The 840-nt window shown below is 73.8% G+C and carries 1 protein-coding gene; it reads left to right on the plus strand.

The annotated features are described in order from the left end of the window. Positions 1-107: 107 nt before the first annotated feature. On the plus strand, positions 108-803 hold the full coding sequence (locus ACL02R_RS30035) for a DUF742 domain-containing protein (protein ID WP_412800120.1): 696 nt from the start codon (positions 108-110) through the stop codon (positions 801-803). The last annotated feature ends 37 nt before the right edge of the window (positions 804-840 follow it).

The following is an 840-nucleotide window of genomic DNA, read 5'->3' on the forward strand; positions in this document are numbered from 1 at the left end:
AGCAGACCACATGTGCGGATTGAGGCCCCGGCGCCATAAGGTGCCAGGCGTGGCGACGAGATGAGCGCGGCTTCCGCTCACGAGCGAAGGCAGTCGGAGGAGGAACAGTGACAACGCCCCCAGGCGGACCATACGGCAACGAGTACCCGGCGCAGCCGCCGCACGGCGGAGGGCGCCCGGGGCGTTTCAACTTCCCCTCGGCCCCCAGCGGCTCGCGGCGTCGGCCCGCGCAGGACCAGCAGGACGTTCCCCAGGACGGCCCGCAGGACCCGCGGAACCGGCGCGACGGCACGCCCCCGCACGGGCAGCCGCCGCAGCGCCGCCCCCACGCCGAGCCCGCACGCCCCGAACGCCCCGTCCCCGCGGCGGACGGCCACGGCGGCGGGGGCACGCGGGACTGGACCCCGCCCACCGCCCGGCAGAACCCGCCCTCGGGCCGGCGTCCCGCGGACGTCGAGCCGCAGCAGCCGCTCGTCCGCCCGTACGCGATGACCGGTGGCCGGACCAGGCCGCGGTACCAGCTGGCGATCGAGGCGCTGGTGAGCACCACCGCCGACCCGGTGCAGCTCCAGGGCCAGCTCCCCGAGCACCAGCGGATCTGCCAGCTCTGCTACGAGGTCAAGTCCGTCGCGGAGGTTTCCGCGCTGCTCTCCATCCCTCTGGGGGTGGCCCGGATTCTGGTGGCCGACCTGGCCGAGGCCGGGCTCGTCGCCATTCACCAGCCGGGTCATGAAGGCGATCCGGGTGGCCAGCCAGATGTGACACTGCTCGAAAGGGTGCTCAGTGGACTTCGCAAGCTCTAACGACGCCGGTCTCACCGCGCCGTCCCGGTCCACGACC

Origin of the sequence: Streptomyces sp. MS19, from assembly GCF_047200595.1 — a bacterium.
In the GTDB taxonomy this organism is placed as follows: Bacteria; Actinomycetota; Actinomycetes; order Streptomycetales; family Streptomycetaceae; genus Streptomyces.